A 16,999-nucleotide genomic window follows, 5' to 3' on the forward strand; every position below is an offset into this window, starting at 1 on the left:
TAAATTAAACTATACCGTCTGTACCTGTGCTGACCACTGCTCAACATCCCAAATCTTCGTGACCCAATCCTCGTAGAAATCAGGTTCATGAGAGACAAGCAGAATCGTGCCTTTATACTCCTGCAATGCCCGCTTCAGCTCCGCCTTGGCAACGATGTCCAGATGGTTCGTAGGTTCATCGAACAGAACCCAGTTGCTCTCCCGCATCATCAGCTTGCAAAGACGCACCTTAGCCTGCTCCCCCCCGCTCAGCATGCTCAGCGGACGGGTAATATGCTCGTTTTTCAGACCGCAGCGGGCCAGATGGCCGCGCACTTCATTCTGAGTAAGACTGGAAAATTCGTTCCACACGTCATCTATCGGTGTAATATTGGCTGCCTTAACCTCCTGCTGGAAGTAGGCTGCATTCAGATAATCACCTAAGTAAGTTTTACCGCTGTATACCGGAATTACGCCCAGAATCGACTTCAGCAGCGTGGATTTACCTACACCATTGCAACCGACAATCGCAATCTTGTCCCCGCGTTCAATCGTCATATTCAGCTTAGGCAGCAGCGGACGGTCATAGCCGATTTCGAAGTCAATGCCCTCGAATACGGTTTTGCCGCTGGAGCGGCTCTCTTTGAACGAGAAACTAGGCTTCGCTGCCTCCTCCGGCCGGTCAATCCGCTCAATGCGGTCAAGCTGCTTTTCACGGCTTTTCGCCCGGCCAGAAGTGGAAGCACGCGCTTTGTTTCGCTGGATGAAATCCTCCTGCTTCTTGATGTAATCCCGCTGCTTCTCATATGCCTCGATATGCTGGGCCTTGTTCATTTCCGCCATATCCAGAAATTTCTCATAGTTCGCCGTATAACGGGTCAGCTTGGCGAATTCCAGATGGTACACCACATTAACGACTTTATTCATAAACTCTGTATCATGAGAAATCAGCAAAAAAGCATAAGGATATTGCTTCAGGTAGTTCGTCAGCCAATCGATGTGCTCGACATCCAAGTAGTTGGTAGGCTCATCAAGCAGTAACACATTCGGTTTCTCCAGCAGCAGCTTGGCCAGCAGAACCTTGGTCCGTTGTCCCCCGCTTAAGGAAGCTACATCCCGATCGAGTCCGATTGCCGACAAACCCAGACCGTTGCCCATTTCCTCGACTTTTACATCAATCAGATAGAAATCTCCCATATCCAGCTGTTCCTGAATTTCACCCATTTGCTCCAGCAGCAGCTCGAGCTCTTCCGGCGAGACATCGCCCATTTTGCCGGTAATCTCCATCATTTCACTCTCCAGCTCAAGCAGCGGCAGGAAAGCATCCTTCAGCACGTCACGCACCGTTTTTCCAGGTGTAAGGTTCGTGTGCTGATCCAGATAACCGTAGCGCACTCTCGGTGTCCATTCTACTTTTCCGCTATCCTTCAGCAGGGTTCCGGTCAAAATATTCATCAGCGTCGATTTGCCGACGCCATTCGCTCCCACCAGTCCAACATGCTCGCCGGCCAGCAGGCGAAACGACACATTCGTGAATAACTGCCGTTCTCCAAAGTTGTGGGAAACGTCTTCTACTGTAAGTAAACTCATAAATTCTCAGTAAGCTCCTATCTATTTTTAACATGAGGCCAATATTCTGTCAGTACATATAACGACCATTTTAACACAAGTCAGGGCCCCACTTAAATAAAGATTTACCTGTTCCGCGCCTCCTAAGAAAATTAATTTGATATTTTTACATTTTTTTCTGAAATAATCCGCTGCGTTTTGCAGGAATAGGAAGTCTGCCAGTCTCCGCCAGAAGCTGTCCAAGCGCTTGAACCAGCCTCCCGTTATGCTGAAAAGGGTCCTGTTGCAGTGGCAGGCTACCCACCTTCACCTGTCCGCCCAATGCTGAACTCAGCAGCTCCGCTGCTGCGCCACCAGCCAGCGGCAGGCAAATCTGCCAGTTCGCATGAACCGGAAGTCTGCTCCGACGCAGCCAGTGCAGCGTATCCTCCAGCCGCCAGGTGGATCCGGAAGCCAGCAGCAGCGGTATATCACTGCCTGTAAACTCTTCAAGTGCCCCTGCGTATCCGCCGGTTCCGAGATCCAGCACGAGGTATGTATAGTTTTTATTTAGCAGGTCTGTTAAATCACCCTGCACCGGACGCCGCCAGTAATCAATTCCTTTCCAGCTAAGCGGTGCCTCAGGCAGGCCCGGTTGCCCTGGATGTACCGGATAATCAAGCAGGCTGCAGATCCGGTCATACACGGAAGATTCCGGGCTGAAGTCAACCCATGCGGTGGTCCCCTTTCGGGCCAGCCCGCTGCTTACTGCCAGAGAGGTATGCGTCGTTCCAAGACCAGCGGATACGCCGAGCAGTGCAACAACAGCAGTGTGGCGCTTTACGGATAATGCCGGCCGCATCCCGCTTTTAGACGGTTCATCTACAGAATCTGTAAGAGGCTCAAGCGCCTGTAATACTTCTTCCGCGCTTTGAAATCTTTCCTCCGGATGATAGCGCAGAAGCCGCCGGATAACAGGAATTAAGGCCTCCGGAATTTTGGCGTTTAGCCTGGCTTCCATTCCCGGCACCCAGCGGCTGTACAACCCGCCGGAAACCATATACAGCATAATCGCTCCCAGGCCGTACAGATCCGACGAAGGTCCGCTCTGCCCGCTGCCGTATTGCTCGGGAGCCGCGAAACCGGCGGTACCTAGCTTCTCTGTATCCTCTCCGGCTCCCTTTCTATAGCTGCGGGCGATTCCGAAGTCTATCAGCATCAGCCCGCCTGCTCCGGTCAGCATAATATTAGCCGGCTTCAGATCGCGGTATATAATCGGCGGCTGCTGCCCGTGCAAGAACGCAAGCACTTCCAGCAGCTGGCGGGTATAGGAAATAATACGTCCCGCATCCATCGGCTCTGTATTTGCCTTTATAGCTTCCGCCAGCGTCACCCCCTCAATATAATCCATGATCATATACCAGTAGCCTTCTTCATCCGGCGCAAAAAAATCGGCAACTCTCGGAAGCAGACGGTGGTTCAAAGAGATCAGCAGCTCCGCCTCCGCCTCCACAGCTCCCGCTGTCTTATGATGGCTGATGCTTTCCTTCACCGCCCACCGCTGCCCTGGCAGCCGCGTATCCTCGGCCAGATAAACATGGCTCATTCCGCCGGAGCCGATCAGGCTCATAATCCGGTACCGCTCTCCAATTAACTGTCCGGGTGCCAGTTTTGTTTGAAAGATCATCGTCAACATCCCCCTAATAAAACTCATACAAAACCCTACTTTATAACAAAAAAGAGAAAGCACGCCGCTGTTGATACCATCCGGCACGAGGCCGGTGGTGCAGACAACGGGATACTTTCCCTTTAGGTGATACAATTGAGTGATACTATTTCATTTGATTAATATTTAATCATATAAAGTGTTATCTCGTCACGGTTATGAAACAGCTGCTTCGCCCGCTGAACCTGCATCCGCTCACCTTCAAACATGGCGATAATCTCCTTAATTACAGCCAGTGGCTTCTTGTGCATCAGCTTCACTGTGACCACTGCTGTTCCGCCCGGTGAAAGGCTGTGGAGCAGGCCGGTGACCAGCTTCGCCATCAGCTTGGGACTCCAGCTCATATCACAGACCAGCAGATCAAATTCATTATCCCGGAATTTGACTTCCCCGGCATTTTTGCGCAGGATCTTCAGTCCGGGCAGATTGCGGAGCGACTCATGCATCAGCGCAGGATCAACCGCCGTTACCTTGAGACCGCGTTCCAGCAGGAATGAGGTCCATCCGCCGGGTGAAGCACCAATATCAACAGCATTGCGGAAGTTTGAGAACGGAATGGCAAATTCCTTCTCCGCCTCCATCAGCTTGAATTTTGCCCGCGAGATCTGTCCGTCTTCCTTGCGGAAACGGATCATGCCGCCGTTCCAGCTGGACAGATTGTCCTCAGGCCGGGACACCCCGGCATACAGCGCATCTCCGTCCGCATAGACGGAAATCACCCAGGCAGGGTCCTGTACGGTGAAATCAGCCTCCAGGCTCTGCAGCCGCTCCTGCAGCCACTCGCGCAGCTCACCAGGGCTGTCCTGCCAGAACGAGGCTGCTCCCTTGCGGACATGCAGCGACACCTTCTCACCTTCCAGTTCACTGCGGCGGCTTAAATATACGGCCAACCGGTCCAGCGCCGAGAGATCTCCCTGATCCTGAAACTGTACCGGCTGAATATGCCGCAGGAAGATCGGCAGATTCGCGCTAAGCACCCGTGATACCTCTTCCGGTTCACCTTCCAGCGTGGCCAGGAAAATCTCCCCCGGCAGCAGCAGCGTGCTTTTCACCGCCCCGAACAGGCGGCGAAGCTCTTCCTGAGCGTATGGGGCAAAGCCGTGATTGGCCGTGCAGATATAACGTGAAAGAATCTTTTCTTCCGGAGCAGCAGCCTGCTCTCCGGTTGTTTGTGTTAAATCGTTCAAATCATCTGCCTCCAGGTCTGATTTTAATCCAGGGACGACCGTTATCCCATTCAACATCGACGGGAATATCAAAAGTAGCCAAGATCATATCTTTCGTTAACACTTCTTCTTTGGGGCCTGAGCCCGCCAGCTTTCCGTCACGGATCAGCGCCACATGGGAGAAAAGCGGTACGATTTCCTCAACATGATGCGTGACATAGACTACCGAAACATTGCGCTGCTTCAGCTTATCAATCTCCGCAAGCATTTTCTCACGTTCGTACAGATCAAGTCCGGCACAAGGCTCGTCCATGATGAGCAGCTTAGGGTTGGCCATCAGGCATCTCGCCAGCATTGCCTTTTTGCGTTCACCCTGAGACAGGGTACCGAACGGATGATAGGCCAGCTCGCCCAGATTCATCTCTTCAAGCAGCATAACCGCCTGCTCTTGTACCTGCTGCGGAATCGCCTGATAGAAGCGAAGATAGGCATAGGCGCCGGTGGCAACCACTTCCCATACAGGATCGCTGAGCGACAGCTTTTCCATCAGCGAAGGGCCGATGTAACCAATCTCCTTGCGTACCTCACGCAGATCGCACTGGCCGTATTTATAACCGAGCACCTCAACGGAGCCGCTGCTCGGGAACAAATATCCGGTAATCATCTCCAGAATAGTAGTCTTTCCGGAACCGTTGCGCCCAAGAATGACCCAGTTCTCGCCCTGCTTCATTTCCAGTGATACATCATCAAGAATCAGGCTTTGTTCTCTCCGCAGCGTTAGATGTTGTAATGATATCATTTATGAGGTCACTCTCCTTATGTATTCCAGCATCCGTTCTACAGAGCCCATTGAATAATAGATTTCCGGTTCAGCAATCCGGTCAGCAGGGGCTACCAGAAGTGCAGGAACGCTGGATATACGGTACTGGCTGACCAGACCCGGCAGCAAATTTATATTAGCCTCAGCTATAACTAGTTCGGCCGGCAGCAGATGGGACGCAACCTCCAGCATGCGCCGGGCGGCCTTGCAGGTACCGCACAGCGGTGTATGCAGGAATACAACCAAGGGATCACCGGACTGTAGCAGGGCCTTCATCAGCTCCTGCTCGTTCAAGCTCTTAAATTCTGTCATTTGCCGGCCGCTCCTGCAGCGATTCCGGCAAGCACTTCAACACTAATCGGGCCATTATACAATTCGGTTCCCACTGGTCTTGCGGTATAGAGAAGCTCATACATTTCTTTGCGGCCCCAGCTACTGGAGGTATGCAGATAGATTTGGCGCGGAAACAGCCCCTCAAGCACCATACGTCTGCATACCTCATCCCCGCTGTAATCATCAGGCCCCATGTCATAATCGAGCGACAATATATTAACCTCGCACTCACGCAAGAGCAGCAGGCATTCTTCAGTTGTTCTTGCCAGCGTAAAACCCCGCGGCAGCTTGCGGCAATCGTCCATAAATATATTAATCAACGGCTACTCCTCCGCTTCATACCATTTCAGTACGGCTGCAATTTCCTGACGGTGGCTGCCGTCAGGCCCTTTGGCGGTCTCCAAGGCAACAACCGCATGACGGATGGGCTCTGAGAGCAGCAGCTCCCGCAGGCTGTACTCCCCGATATACCCCTCCCCGACCCCGGCATGCCTGTCCCTCCGCAAACCGAAGGGAAATAATGAATCGTTCAGATGAACTGCAGTAAGATTACGCCAATAATCCAGTTCAGTTCCCCACTGCAGCAGCTTCGCTGTCTGGTCCGGATTCCAGATCCCGGCGGCAAAAGCATGGCATGTGTCGAAGCAGAACCCGATCTTCTCCGGAAAGCGGCTAAGCTCACGGACTTTGACCAGTTCTTCCAGTGTCATGCCTTCACTTCCGTGATTACCGGCCTGATTCTCAATCAGCAGCTTTGCCCGGCCATCCCAGGAGCTAAGGGTATCATTCATACATTGTATAATATTTTGGTAGCCTTGTAACGGCTCCATTCCGGCAAAATGTCCAAAATGCACTACAATACCAAGCGAGCCGCAAGCCTCAGCAATCTCCAGATCATTGCGCAGTGACGCCACCATTACCGATCTGGATGCAGCACCAGTTGTATCAGCCGCCATATTAGTCGGATAAGGGGTGTGGGCAATGGAGACCATATTGTGCTTGCGGCAAAAGGCGGCGCAGTCCTCCGCATCCCGCCTATCAAGCGGTTTCGGCTTCAGACTGCGCGGATTTTTCGGAAAATATTGAAAGCATGCCGCACCGCTCTCCCAGGCAAAACGGGCCGCTCGGCCGTATCCGCCGCGGATGCTGACATGAGCCCCGATTTTGGGGCTACCCTTCATGCTGGCAGTCCGGGCAATAGAACACCTTGCGTCCGGTCAGCTCTGTTTTGACAATGGTTCCCCCGCCGCGCAGGCATGGTTCGCCTTCCCGGTCATATACTTTACACTGATCATTATACGAGCCGGTAACGGTATCGCCGGCCATAAACGGCATCTCCATGTAGCCGCCGATTTCGGTTGCTTCCGTCAGTACTTTGCGCATACTCTCGTATAAGCGGGTGACGGCCTCCGGCGACAGATTCTGCACCAGCGTGGAAGGCAGCAGTCTGGCTTCAAAAGCAATCTCATCCGCGTAGCAGTTGCCGATACCGGCCATAACCTGCTGATTCACAAGCAGACTTTTTAGCGCCCCTCTCCGGCCCTTCAGCAGCGCAGCGAATCGCTCCGCGGTCATCCGGCGGTCCAGCAGCTCAGGTCCCAGCTTGCCCATGGCCGCTTCACTTTCCTTCACCGACAACAGATGCAGGTAACCCAGACGCAGCCCCATGAAGTATAGAATATGGTCACCAAATGCCAATTCCACCTGTGTGCTCCGTTCAGGACGCTCCTCTTCCGTGCCGTAATACAATATGCCGCCCAGCATCAGGTGAAGCAGTAATCTGCGCCCGTCATGCAGGTGGAACAGAATATGCTTCGCCCGGCGTTCCACAAAAACGATACGGGCACCCAGTAATGCGTTCTTAAAGTCCCCGGCCTCCATGTTGATGGTTTTCTCTCTGTTCACGGTCACACCTGTAATCGGAACATTTATAAGATGCTGACTGAGCAGCTTTCTGTAATTCTCCATTTCCGGCAGTTCCGGCATTGTTCATCGTCCCTTCTAGGTTGGTAAAAAACTCACACCTTTGCCATTATACACCGAGCATCGATATAAGTTCAGCTAAATCGCTGCAAATTACATCCGGTGTCACGCCGGTGACCGTCTTATAGTGTTCAAGATTGTCCTGTGTAGTCAAGCCTGTCAGCACAAGGATCGTCCGGCAGCCCGCATTGGCCCCCGCTGAAATATCCGTCCGCATGTTATCGCCGACCACAACAGCCTCATGCTGCTTAATACCCAGCATCGACACGGCATAATTGATCAGGTATGATTCCGGTTTGCCGATAACTACTGGCGACACACCGCTTGCAGCTTCGATGGCAGCACCAAGCGTTCCCGCCCCCGGCATTACTCCGTCATCCGACGGCAGCATCAGATCCGGATTGGTCAGCACAAATTTCGCTCCGCCCATGATCCAGCGTGAAGCCTGTGCCAGTGAATCATATGTAAAAGATCTGTAGATGCCCTGTACAACATATTGCGGGTCATCTGTGACAATCGTCAAGCCAGCTGCGGTGCAGGCTTCGATAAGGCCCTCTTCTCCAAGTATCGCCACCCTTGCTTCCGGTGATTCCTCAGCGATATAGCGTGCAGCTGCCAGCGAGGAAGTGCAGACTTCCTCCGCCTTGGCTTCAATGCCCATTCCGCTCAGATGTGCGGCTACATTAGCGGGTGTCCGCGAAGAATTGTTCGTTACGAACAAAAAAGGTACACCTGCCGCACGAAGCCCTGTTATCAATTTATCAGCGCCGGGGATCATCCGGCCACCGTGAAATAAAGTTCCGTCCAGATCAATGAGTAAGCCTCCGAAATCCTTCATAATCCCCCTCCAGTTCCTCCGGATATTTAATTAATGCTATTAATAAGTAATCTCATTAATTTTAAAAAACAGCTTTTATTACCGCTCTAATTTCAGCTGTGCCGTTACAGAACACAGGCTTATATGTTGTTAAGAGGCAGGATAATCCGTCCTCATTTCGCCATATTCTCCCCTGCTTCTTAGGTTTACCAAGGTTGTTTTAATTAAAATTTAACATACTTAGTCGAACGATAGCGAACCGCTGCAGAGCCGGGCTATTTTTGACACTCCCCTGTCATTTCCTGCGCTTTCCCGGAAAATAATTTGATTTCCTCAGCCATTTCCCCGGGGATTTCCCAGCTTCTCTGCTTACTTTCTCCGGTATACAGGGAAGGTGCAGAACTCTTCCGCAAGCAGGGTTTGAGGGAAGATCGCCTGTGCTTCTTCCAGTAATGGAGTCAGCTCCTCCTGTGAAACGTAACGCGAACTGAAGTGAGTCAGCAACAGTTCACGGCCTTCCGCTTCCCGGGCCAGTTCTGCCGCCTGGACAGCAGTGCTGTGGTGATATTGGTAAGCCATCTCCGCCAGATCATGGGCAAAGGTTGCTTCATGGATAATCAGATCAGCCTCCTGCGCCAGCGGCAGACTCCCCGGGCAGGGTCTGGTATCCCCAAGTATGGTTACGATGCGCCCTTTTTTGGGCTCATGGACCACTTCGGAAGCCCGGATTACTACTCCGCTCTCCGTAGTCACATCTTCGCCCTTCTTGAGCTTGCCATATAACGGGCCAGGCTTAAGTCCATAGCTCTGGAGCAGCTCCGTGTTCAGACTGCCCGGGCTGTCTTTCTCGGTTACCCGGTATCCATAGCTGTCAATCCGGTGCTCCAGCAGACCCGCCTCAACCTTAAAGGTTTCATCCTCAAATACCAGCCCGCCGGTATGCTCCACAATCTCAAGCTTGTAAGGCATGCGTGATTGGCTTACGGACAAGGAAACATCCAGGAAAGCCTTCAGTCCCGGAGGACCATACACTGTCAGCGGAGCCGTACCGCCCTGATACCCCCGGCTGGACAGCAGCCCCGGCAAGCCGAAAAGATGATCACCATGCAAATGGGTAATAAACAGCTTCTCCAGCTTGCCCAGCCGCAGCGGTGAACGCAGCACCTGATGCTGTGTCCCTTCTCCGCAATCGAACATCCAGAAGCTGCGGCGTTCCTCCATCAGTCTGAGGGCAATCGAGGTTACATTGCGCTGCAGTGTGGGAACACCGGCATTCGTGCCGAGAAAATAAATTTCCATCCTAAATCCTCCTTTCCTTTTTTTTCGAATGAACACGCGGCCTTTGCCGCTGCATCTCTGAAATGAATTTTACCCTTTTTGGGAGAGGAAATCATCTTTACCTGTATCCTTCCCCAAATAACTTCATGCTCCAGCAAAAAACCTCCCTGTACGGGAGGTCCGCTAGGAAGGGGTTCTCCCCCTTCCGATCAGTTGTGTATCCTCAAGAGAGTCTATAGCTTCTCCACATTAAAATACTGTGCTTCCGGATGGGCAAAGACCATTGCCGATACTGAAGCTTCCGGCTCCATCATGAAGCCTTCAGTCAGATGAACGCCGATATCCTCCGGAGAGAGGAGCTTAAACAGCGGCCCCTGATCCTCAAGATCCGGACAAGCCGGATAACCGAAGGATACGCGGATTCCCTGGTAGCGTGCACCATGTCTCTGCTTCATGGTCATATCGGCAGGATCAGGGAAGCCCCAGGTATCCCGCATCATATGATGGACCCGCTCGGCCAGGCCTTCGGCAACCTCCAGCGCCACGGCCTGCAAGGCATGGGAGCGGAGATAGTCGCCTTTTTCCTTCAGCTCTGTCGACATTTCACGGACCCCATGGCCCGCGGTCACGACCAGGAACCCGACGTAGTCCATGATGCCGCTGTCCACCGATTTCAGGAAATCGGCGAGGCAAAGGTAAGGCTCAACGTTCTGCCGCGGAAACGTAAAGGTATGCAGAATGTTGGCGGTGTTCTGCGGATCGTAGATCAGAATATCATTGCCCCGGGATTGTGCCGGAAAGAACTGGTACATCGCATGCGGCGTAATCGTACCTTCAAGAATTGCCTGATGCAGAATATCGTCCACCGTTTCCTTAAGCTCTACCGTACGCGGATCCCCGGCCGCAAGCTGGGCTTCCACTGAACCGCGCAGACCCAGGTGATGGCCAAGCAGCATCTGCATATTCACATAAGGAACAATATGGCCCAGCGGATAGCTGCGCAGTACATGGCGTTCCAGATCCGGCGGGGTGAACACAGGCGCGTCTGCTGAGATCTTCGAACGGACAGCCCGGGTCAGGACCGGAAGCTCCTGCTGCGGAGCCACAGCGACAGCCGCCTCTGCTTCCTGGCGCACTTCTTCCTCAATCTTGACCCGTTCCTCCGGATTCATCAGCCGGTTAGCGATATCCAATCCATCCATAGCATCCTTGGCGTACAGGACAAGGCCATCATATTCCGGGCGGATGCGTGTTTTGGTGAATTTACGTGTCAGCGCCGCACCGCCTACCATAATCGGCACATCAATTCCTGCAGAACGCAGATCCTGAGCGGTTGTAACCATCTGCTGCGCTGATTTGACCAAGAGGCCCGAGAGCCCGATCGCATCGGCCTTTTCCCGCCGGAATGCTTCAATGATATTCTCCGGTGGTACCTTTATACCCAGATTGATGATCTCATAACCGTTGTTGGACAGGATAATCTCCACCAGATTTTTGCCGATATCATGCACATCCCCTTTGACGGTGGCCAGCATAATCTTCCCCTTCACAGAGGTCTCATCCTTCTGCATAAATTGCTCCAGATGTCCGACAGAAGCCTTCATCACTTCAGCGCTTTGCAGCACCTCAGCGACGATCAATTCATTGTTATTAAACAGTCTGCCAACCTCAGACATTCCGGCCATCAGCGGACCATTAATGATCTCTAGCGGGCCGCTTTTCGTCAAGGCTTCATTCAGGTCAGGAATCAAACCTTCCTTGGTACCTTCTACAACGTAAGAGGCGAGCCGTTCCTCCAGTGAAAGATTGGATATCTTCTCTTTCTTCTCCACTTTCTTCTCACGAAAAGCAGCAACGAACGCCGCCAGCGTCTCGTCATTGGTGTTGTAGATCAATTCCTCGGCCAGATGGCGCTCTTCTTCCGGAATGGAGGCATACCGTTCAACCTTCTCCGTATTTACAATCGCATAATCCAGTCCGGCCTTGGTGCATTCATACAGAAAGACTGAGTTCAGGACCTCGCGTCCAGCTTCCGGAAGCCCGAACGAAACGTTACTGATCCCCAGAATCGTATGCACTGCAGGTAAAGCTTCCTTGATCAGGCGGATGCCATCAATCGTTTCTTTGGCGGAGCCGATATACTGCTCATCTCCGGTACCCACAGGAAACACTAGCGTATCAAAGATCAGATCCTCTGCAGCCAGTCCGTACTTGTTCACCAGCAGATCATAGGAGCGTTTGGCAACCTCTAGCTTGTCTGACGCTTTGATCGCCTGTCCGGTTTCATCAATCGTCCCAACGACAATTGCCGCCCCGTATTTATGGATCAGCGGAGTTACCAGCTCGAACTTTTCTTCACCATCTTCAAGGTTAATGGAGTTAATAATCACCTTTCCCTGGCAATATTGCAGCGCAAGATCGATCACCTTGGGATCGGTGGTATCGATCATCAGCGGAACCTTTACCTTTTTGACTACCAGTTCCAGAAATTGCTTAATGTCTTCGCTCTCATCGCGGTCCGGGTCCTGCACACAGACATCGATCACCTGCGCACCGCTCTTAACCTGAGCACGGGCTATTTCCGAAGCTTCCTCATATTTGCCTTCCACGATCAGACGTTTGAATTTCCGCGAGCCCAGCACGTTCGTGCGTTCACCGACCATGTAAGGACGATTGTCACTCTCTACATACACAGGCTCAATCCCTGACAATGCCGGAGGGTGAGATCCATCCAGCTTGCGGGGTTCGTAGGTAGTTAGCAGCTCGGCCATTGCCCGGATATGATCCGGAGTTGTTCCGCAGCAGCCCCCGGCGATGTTCAGCCAGCCCTTTTCAGCAAAGCCTGCCAGCTTACGGGCCAGCGAATCCGGAGATTCGTGATAGTTCCCGTTCTCATCCGGTAATCCGGCATTCGGATAACAGCTCACAGCCGCCGAAGAAATCGCTGACAGTGAGCGGATATGATCGCGCATGAACTCCGGTCCTGTCGCACAGTTAAGTCCGATGGAGATCGGCTTCAGGTGCTCAAGCGAGATGTAAAAGGCTTCAATATTCTGACCCGCCAGGGTTGTTCCCATGGGTTCAATCGTTCCCGAGATCATAACAGGCAGTGTAATTCCCGTCTGCTCAAAAGCATTTTTGATCCCGATACTGCCTGCCTTCACATTTAATGTATCCTGGGAAGTCTCCAGCAGCAGAGCATCCACTTTCCCGTCAATAAGTGCAACAGCCTGCTCCTGATAGCTGCTAACCAGCTCTTGAAAAGTCACACCTCCGGTCACGGAGAGCGTCTTCGTGGTTGGCCCCATTGCGCCGATCACATAACGGGGATGTTCAGGCGTATCGTATTTGTCTACGGCGTTCCGGGCAAGTCTTGCTGCCTCCAGATTAATCTCCCGTGCCCGCTGAGGAATATCATATTCAGCAAGCACCACAGAAGTCGCCCCAAATGTGTTTGTCTCGATTAGATCCGCGCCGGCTTCAAGATATTTCTCATGAATATCCTGAATCACCTCAGGACGAGTAAGCACCAGCATTTCATTACAGCCATCCAAGTCTTCTCCGCCAAAATCCTCACCGGTAAGGGGCACTTGTTGAATCATTGTACCCATTGCTCCATCTAAAATCAGTATGCGCTGCTGCAAGCTTTCAGCAAGTGTATATTTAGCCACTTCATATCCCCCCAGAAAAACGTTAGAGTAAGTTTAGCAGAATAAAGCAAAATCGGAAAGCCTTCCTTTCCACTCTGCATAATTGTTATTATTTGTAGGCTATCCTCTTGAACATTATCAAGGTAATACAGTGAGTTCTTTACTCGGCATGGAATGCTGTGTGCGGGCCGTTACATGCGATGTAACGCTATATTCGCCCTCTTGAGCAAAGCTGCCTTCAGCCTCATATGTACCGCTCCCGGAGGATGTTCCTTTCAGCTCCAGCTTTATAGATCCATCGTTTGTGTTCACGATTTCAAAGAGCACTTCTTTGGCATCATCTACCGCTTCACCCGCCTGCGTCACCACCGCTTTAAAGCTCACCGGCTCATTTACCTTGCCTTGCTCCGGACTCCAGCTCAGCTCGACCTTAATGGGCTCCATAGAGACATTGTCTGCAGCGTGCATATGGTTATGCTCTGCACTGTTTTCGGAACATCCTCCTAGTGTTGACATCATAACAATAAATAATATTGCAATGAACTGCTTAGGTTTGATCATCGGGCATCCTCCAGTCGGATAGTCGGGTTCCTTATGAAGCTTACAGCGCGAGTAATCCATTCTTTCTCTATTATACACATATGTTTAACGTGTGACCTGGCATAAACCAATATAAAAAGAGTAATCATTTTTGCTGCCTATGGACATTAACTAGCCATTTTTATCACTCAATATAAAGCGTTGGAAATCATTGTAGTGATTTTTTTGTGATTTCATTATCCAAAATCACATAACAAAATTCAGATCCAATTCATCTTCTTCTATATAAGTGCTAAATCTTCGGGATCCTCCCCGTCAACCTCAGCACCTCCAACTTTCGCTGCAATTCCAACTGCCACTCATGATCATGTGTCACACTCGCCAGTCTAGACTGGTTATCGATCATCAGGCAGTCCCAGCAATACTTGGCATTCTCTCGCAGGCAATACTGCAACTCCTTGGCCTCCTCCAGTGTAAGGGGACCAGCCATGTTAATATGAAAGATTTCTGCCAATCGTAAATGTACGGGCAACATCTTAATCACTCCCTGTATTATCTTCCTAATACATTGTATGCGAAGTGTATCAGAATGTTGATTCATGTATGAGCTAGTTGATACATTTATTTTGCTGCTGTATACTTCTGGTAAAGGAGGTTTGTCCGTGATCGTTAATCATGTCAAAGAGATAATGGATCAGCAAAGGAAGACCATCCGGGGAGTCGCTCGGGAAACGGGGCTTGCCATAAATACAGTTTCGGGGCTATATCACGATACCTCCAAGAGAGTGGATGTGGAGACGCTGGACAAGCTCTGCAAGCTTTTGAAGGTCAACATCGGAGAATTACTTGAATACATAGAAGATGAAGAATCCCCGACGGTTTAGTCCGTCGGGGATTTATTATGTAGGTCATTGCCTCACTTTAATGAAGCTTCTTTTAATATCGTTCCCAGCTCAGTCGTGTACTTGGTTAACCGCAGGCTGATCTCTGACCTCATCACATCACGCGTCAGCCCGAATCGCTCTTGGTAACCGCGGTAAAAGATTTTGTAGTACGAGATAAAGTCATCTTGCTCATCAGCTATAAACCGTACATTCCGCTGCTTCAGTTCCTTTTGCAGTTGGTAGGTGTCCTTCATCACTTGGTTTTGGATATACCGTCCGGTCATCAAGTACATCTTGCTGAGCACATTTCCCGACTGCTCTATTTCCTTAATGCTCTTATCGACCATTGTATCTATGTAAGGCAGCAAAATGAGATCCCGGACCATAGTACGTTCCAAGGTTGTGAGCATCTTACTGCCGCTATCCTCTTCCTGTCGCTGCTGCTCATACTGCTCCACATGATCGGTTAATAGCATCTTATTTTGCCATCGATTATTGCCGTCCAATTTAGTCACTGTGACCACTCCTTAATGGTAAAGCCAATAATCTATGTTATTCCCATCCTTGCCCCTGTGTACGCCCTGCTGCGGCGAAATATCATAAGGTATGTCCCTTTCCCACCCCGTGATAATAAAGGCTGTCTCTATGGGCTCTGTCGTGTTCCATTGTATGTAATTTTCTGCGGCCAGAGCCTTGAATCCCTTGTAGATATCCGCAGGGCGTCGACCGCTCAATCTCCCCAACTCCTTGATGTTAGGCATTCGTTTAAAATGGTACTGGAACTGAAATATGATCCGTAGCAGCTTCCGGGGAGTGTCCTCAAGCACGGCGCAGCACCTTAAGCGCCCGCGGAGAGCTCTCCTTTCGTTCAATGTATCCCTTCTCCTCCAGTTTCTCAATATAACGGAATGTCGTTGAAACCGAGGACAGACCCATTTCTACGCCTATCTCCCTGATTGTCGGTGAATACTTTAATTGATCATATAGGCTAATAATCGCATTGAGTGCATCCTGTTCTCTTTTGGTTAATTCCATCATGCTACAACACCCCTCTTTACAAGTCGCCAAGCGAGGATATTATCAGCAAGGAATACCCGCGGAGCATCGGAAGTCAGACAAGTCGCTCGAATGCGACCGTCACGGATACCAAGGATCTCAATCTTGCGTTGTGTGATCTTACCGTCTTTCGCCTGATAAACGATTTCTACTGTCTGCCCGATGCCCATTTTCATGATGATCGCCTCCTAAAATAAGAACGTTTGTTTGTATTATATGTCCAATGCTCAATATTTAGCAATGGAGTGATTTCCCAAACAACAAAAAAGAACCTATTTTCCATTATCGGAAAATAGGTTCTCGCTACCATGTCAAACAGATATGTACTCACACACGAGAAGGGTTATGTACTTTTAATAATTGCACTAAAAAATCGCCTTTAATTATTCCGTCTTCATTCGGTTCTTTGTCTCTCTCTGCAAATTGTACAAATCCATTTTGAGTATAAAATTCTAATAAACGAGGTTCATTCTCACATTCGATATAAACGATTTTCCCACCGAGATAGAATTGTGCAGCCGCTATTCTATCCAATGCCATCTTTAGTAATTCAGCACCCGACAACTGTTCATTTAATTTATCGGTAAAGTTTTTTCCTAACTGCGCTATTAAAGGCGCCGGGATAACATATCCTTTGTTTGAGGTATCACGAGTCCCAAATTTACTTATTCTCTTCCGTAATGATTTGGATAATCCTGAATCTTTAACGGATATCGACTTAGTGGTAAGGGAATAATAACCCGCAAGACGAACTTCTTGTTTATACTGTAAGAAAACCAGTTGAGTCTGCGTAATGCTCTGCTTAGCAAATTCAATTGCTCGGCTTTTTAGAAAATATTCTACATCTTCGCCTTTAGGACATGAAAAATCAGAGAGGATTTGTTTTGTTTGCTCCTCTCCTAATTGTTGTATCATATCAAGCAAGGGGACTTCGACGAAGCCTTTCATTATCGCGGTTTAAATATCTCCTTAATTTTATCTCCTCTTATTTCACTATGCGCTTTAGAATAAGAAACTTTTTTGCTCCGTTTCCCGTCCGCATTTTCAAGCGCTGAAATCAACTGTTGGCTTCCTTTTTTATCCCTGATGACAATATTTTGTGTGATACTGCTAGTCGCCATAACTGTTGACCTCCTTTCTGTCGTTAGTTATTATATGCAGCATCCCTTGCTTTATGTACCTTATTATAGCTTCACTACGCTGAAAGTAAACAGGATAT

The 16,999-nt window shown here is 50.3% G+C and carries 19 protein-coding genes; 1 reads left to right on the forward strand and 18 read right to left on the reverse strand.

The annotated features are described in order from the left end of the window. Positions 1–9: 9 nt before the first annotated feature. From JRJ22_RS14980 to JRJ22_RS29855, 13 genes are all read right to left on the reverse strand, one after another. Positions 10–1,569 (reverse strand): ABC-F family ATP-binding cassette domain-containing protein, encoded by a 1,560-nt coding sequence (locus JRJ22_RS14980; protein WP_206100309.1) that lies wholly within the window; start codon positions 1,567–1,569, stop codon positions 10–12. Between the two features lie 145 nt (positions 1,570–1,714). Further along, positions 1,715–3,214 carry a serine/threonine-protein kinase gene (locus JRJ22_RS14985; protein WP_206100310.1) on the reverse strand — a complete coding sequence of 500 codons (1,500 nt, stop codon included), beginning with the start codon at positions 3,212–3,214 and terminating at the stop codon, positions 1,715–1,717. Positions 3,215–3,372: 158 nt separating this feature from the next. After that, complete coding sequence (locus JRJ22_RS14990; RefSeq protein WP_232380852.1) at positions 3,373–4,440, reverse strand: SAM-dependent methyltransferase; 1,068 nt, start codon at positions 4,438–4,440, stop codon at positions 3,373–3,375. 1 nt (position 4,441) lies between these two features. Beyond that, positions 4,442–5,218, reverse strand: coding sequence for an ABC transporter ATP-binding protein (locus JRJ22_RS14995; RefSeq protein ID WP_206100312.1), 777 nt, complete (start codon positions 5,216–5,218; stop codon positions 4,442–4,444). Then, positions 5,219–5,551 (reverse strand): thioredoxin family protein, encoded by a 333-nt coding sequence (locus JRJ22_RS15000; RefSeq protein WP_206100313.1) that lies wholly within the window; start codon positions 5,549–5,551, stop codon positions 5,219–5,221. It abuts the gene before it with no gap. Next, the gene (locus JRJ22_RS15005) at positions 5,548–5,892 is read right to left on the reverse strand and encodes a cyclic-phosphate processing receiver domain-containing protein (protein WP_206100314.1); all 345 of its coding nucleotides are present in this window, start codon (positions 5,890–5,892) and stop codon (positions 5,548–5,550) included. Before JRJ22_RS15005 ends, JRJ22_RS15000 begins: the two co-directional genes overlap by 4 nt. Positions 5,893–5,895: 3 nt before the next feature. Further along, the gene (locus JRJ22_RS15010) at positions 5,896–6,753 is read right to left on the reverse strand and encodes a deoxyribonuclease IV (protein WP_206100315.1); all 858 of its coding nucleotides are present in this window, start codon (positions 6,751–6,753) and stop codon (positions 5,896–5,898) included. Continuing rightward, positions 6,743–7,558 carry an Fpg/Nei family DNA glycosylase gene (locus tag JRJ22_RS15015; protein WP_206100316.1) on the reverse strand — a complete coding sequence of 272 codons (816 nt, stop codon included), beginning with the start codon at positions 7,556–7,558 and terminating at the stop codon, positions 6,743–6,745. The genes JRJ22_RS15010 and JRJ22_RS15015 overlap by 11 nt, the downstream gene beginning before the upstream one ends. Positions 7,559–7,604: 46 nt before the next feature. Continuing rightward, positions 7,605–8,393, reverse strand: a complete 789-nt coding sequence (locus JRJ22_RS15020) for a TIGR01457 family HAD-type hydrolase (protein ID WP_206100317.1) — start codon at positions 8,391–8,393, stop codon at positions 7,605–7,607. A gap of 348 nt (positions 8,394–8,741) precedes the next feature. After that, on the reverse strand, positions 8,742–9,671 hold the full coding sequence (gene rnz / locus JRJ22_RS15025) for a ribonuclease Z (protein ID WP_206100318.1): 930 nt from the start codon (positions 9,669–9,671) through the stop codon (positions 8,742–8,744). Between the two features lie 212 nt (positions 9,672–9,883). After that, entirely contained in the window at positions 9,884–13,261 is a 3,378-nt protein-coding gene (gene metH, locus JRJ22_RS15030; RefSeq protein ID WP_408637900.1) for a methionine synthase, read from the reverse strand. A 177-nt stretch (positions 13,262–13,438) separates the two neighbouring features. After that, complete coding sequence (locus JRJ22_RS15035; protein ID WP_206100320.1) at positions 13,439–13,861, reverse strand: FixH family protein; 423 nt, start codon at positions 13,859–13,861, stop codon at positions 13,439–13,441. Between the two features lie 271 nt (positions 13,862–14,132). Further along, the gene (locus JRJ22_RS29855; RefSeq protein WP_456299714.1) at positions 14,133–14,441 is read right to left on the reverse strand and encodes a DUF7667 family protein; all 309 of its coding nucleotides are present in this window, start codon (positions 14,439–14,441) and stop codon (positions 14,133–14,135) included. 61 nt (positions 14,442–14,502) lie between these two features. Here JRJ22_RS29855 and JRJ22_RS15040 point away from each other — a divergent pair, with 61 nt between their 5' ends. Next, entirely contained in the window at positions 14,503–14,724 is a 222-nt protein-coding gene (locus tag JRJ22_RS15040; protein ID WP_206100321.1) for a helix-turn-helix domain-containing protein, read from the forward strand. 32 nt (positions 14,725–14,756) lie between these two features. Here the strand turns inward: JRJ22_RS15040 and JRJ22_RS15045 are convergent, their stop codons facing one another. The 5 genes from JRJ22_RS15045 to JRJ22_RS15065 form a co-directional block, all read right to left on the reverse strand. Next, a complete protein-coding gene (locus JRJ22_RS15045; protein ID WP_206100322.1) occupies positions 14,757–15,239 on the reverse strand; it encodes a YhjD family protein in 483 nt (160 codons plus the stop codon). Positions 15,240–15,543: 304 nt separating this feature from the next. Next, positions 15,544–15,762 (reverse strand): LexA family protein, encoded by a 219-nt coding sequence (locus JRJ22_RS15050; RefSeq protein ID WP_206100323.1) that lies wholly within the window; start codon positions 15,760–15,762, stop codon positions 15,544–15,546. Beyond that, entirely contained in the window at positions 15,759–15,956 is a 198-nt protein-coding gene (locus tag JRJ22_RS15055) for a hypothetical protein (protein ID WP_206100324.1), read from the reverse strand. Before JRJ22_RS15055 ends, JRJ22_RS15050 begins: the two co-directional genes overlap by 4 nt. 151 nt (positions 15,957–16,107) lie before the next feature. Further along, on the reverse strand, positions 16,108–16,728 hold the full coding sequence (locus JRJ22_RS15060) for a hypothetical protein (protein ID WP_206100325.1): 621 nt from the start codon (positions 16,726–16,728) through the stop codon (positions 16,108–16,110). Beyond that, positions 16,728–16,901, reverse strand: coding sequence for a hypothetical protein (locus JRJ22_RS15065; protein WP_206100326.1), 174 nt, complete (start codon positions 16,899–16,901; stop codon positions 16,728–16,730). Before JRJ22_RS15065 ends, JRJ22_RS15060 begins: the two co-directional genes overlap by 1 nt. Positions 16,902–16,999 lie beyond the last annotated feature (98 nt).

It is taken from the genome of Paenibacillus tianjinensis, assembly GCF_017086365.1.
Taxonomy (GTDB): domain Bacteria; phylum Bacillota; class Bacilli; order Paenibacillales; family Paenibacillaceae; genus Paenibacillus_AQ; species Paenibacillus_AQ tianjinensis.

What these genes read in the sequence shown, in the direction of transcription:
- JRJ22_RS14980 (WP_206100309.1), bottom strand. Translation starts at nt 1,569, where the DNA reads ATGAGTTTACTTACAGTAGAAGACGTTTCCCACAACTTTGGAGAACGG.
- JRJ22_RS14985 (WP_206100310.1), bottom strand. Translation starts at nt 3,214, where the DNA reads ATGATCTTTCAAACAAAACTGGCACCCGGACAGTTAATTGGAGAGCGG.
- JRJ22_RS14995 (WP_206100312.1), bottom strand. Translation starts at nt 5,218, where the DNA reads ATGATATCATTACAACATCTAACGCTGCGGAGAGAACAAAGCCTGATT.
- JRJ22_RS15000 (WP_206100313.1), bottom strand. Translation starts at nt 5,551, where the DNA reads ATGACAGAATTTAAGAGCTTGAACGAGCAGGAGCTGATGAAGGCCCTG.
- JRJ22_RS15010 (WP_206100315.1), bottom strand. Translation starts at nt 6,753, where the DNA reads ATGAAGGGTAGCCCCAAAATCGGGGCTCATGTCAGCATCCGCGGCGGA.
- JRJ22_RS15015 (WP_206100316.1), bottom strand. Translation starts at nt 7,558, where the DNA reads ATGCCGGAACTGCCGGAAATGGAGAATTACAGAAAGCTGCTCAGTCAG.
- JRJ22_RS15020 (WP_206100317.1), bottom strand. Translation starts at nt 8,393, where the DNA reads ATGAAGGATTTCGGAGGCTTACTCATTGATCTGGACGGAACTTTATTT.
- rnz (WP_206100318.1), bottom strand. Translation starts at nt 9,671, where the DNA reads ATGGAAATTTATTTTCTCGGCACGAATGCCGGTGTTCCCACACTGCAG.
- metH (WP_408637900.1), bottom strand. Translation starts at nt 13,261, where the DNA reads ATGGGTACAATGATTCAACAAGTGCCCCTTACCGGTGAGGATTTTGGC.
- JRJ22_RS15035 (WP_206100320.1), bottom strand. Translation starts at nt 13,861, where the DNA reads ATGATCAAACCTAAGCAGTTCATTGCAATATTATTTATTGTTATGATG.
- JRJ22_RS29855 (WP_456299714.1), bottom strand. Translation starts at nt 14,441, where the DNA reads ATGAATCAACATTCTGATACACTTCGCATACAATGTATTAGGAAGATA.
- JRJ22_RS15050 (WP_206100323.1), bottom strand. Translation starts at nt 15,762, where the DNA reads ATGATGGAATTAACCAAAAGAGAACAGGATGCACTCAATGCGATTATT.
- JRJ22_RS15055 (WP_206100324.1), bottom strand. Translation starts at nt 15,956, where the DNA reads ATGAAAATGGGCATCGGGCAGACAGTAGAAATCGTTTATCAGGCGAAA.
- JRJ22_RS15060 (WP_206100325.1), bottom strand. Translation starts at nt 16,728, where the DNA reads ATGAAAGGCTTCGTCGAAGTCCCCTTGCTTGATATGATACAACAATTA.
- JRJ22_RS15065 (WP_206100326.1), bottom strand. Translation starts at nt 16,901, where the DNA reads ATGGCGACTAGCAGTATCACACAAAATATTGTCATCAGGGATAAAAAA.